The sequence below is a fragment of the Megasphaera cerevisiae DSM 20462 genome, assembly GCF_001045675.1.
GTDB classification, from domain to species: Bacteria; Bacillota; Negativicutes; order Veillonellales; family Megasphaeraceae; genus Megasphaera; species Megasphaera cerevisiae.
Window position 1 is genome coordinate 1 of record NZ_LEKT01000177.1, and the last position, 593, is coordinate 593.

Annotated in this window: 1 protein-coding gene; it reads left to right on the forward strand. The window is 43.3% G+C overall.

The features are described from left to right. On the forward strand, positions 1-358 hold a 358-nt coding region (locus AB840_RS15615), incomplete at its 5' end, for an IS256 family transposase (protein ID WP_048515722.1). Positions 359-593 lie beyond the last annotated feature (235 nt).

Genomic DNA, 593 nt, shown 5'->3' on the forward strand with positions numbered 1-593 from the left:
CACGCGGCAGATTAGTGAACTGATTGAACAAATGTATGGACAATATTACACGCCACAGACGGTATCAAATATTACCAGTGCTGTACAAAAACAAGTCGATGAGTTCCATAACCGCAAGGTCAACAATCGGTATGCTGTCATCTACTGCGATGCCACCTATCTGAACCTTAGACGGGATAGTGTTGCTAAAGAGGCATTACACGTTATTCTCGGCATTACGTTAGATGGACATAAAGAAGTACTCGAATATAGTGTATATCCAACAGAGTCGGCATCCAATTATAAAGATTTGCTCAGCAGACTACAGACTCGTGGGCTGAAAGATGTTTTACTTTTTGTTACAGACGGGGGAGTGTAAAATGAAGTGTGTAAGTTACCGGTAACCAATTTACTAACTTACGCACTTCATTTTTTTGTCGAGGTGCGGTACACTATCAGAAAGCAGGTTGAAAGGAATTGAGTACAGCACTGATGAAGAAACGTAGAAACCCGAGTGAGAAAGGCCAGGCAATCGCCAAGCTCATCATGGAACAATACCAGCCGAAGACGCAGGAAGACATGCAGATAGCGCTGAAGGACGTGTTCGGTCCTAT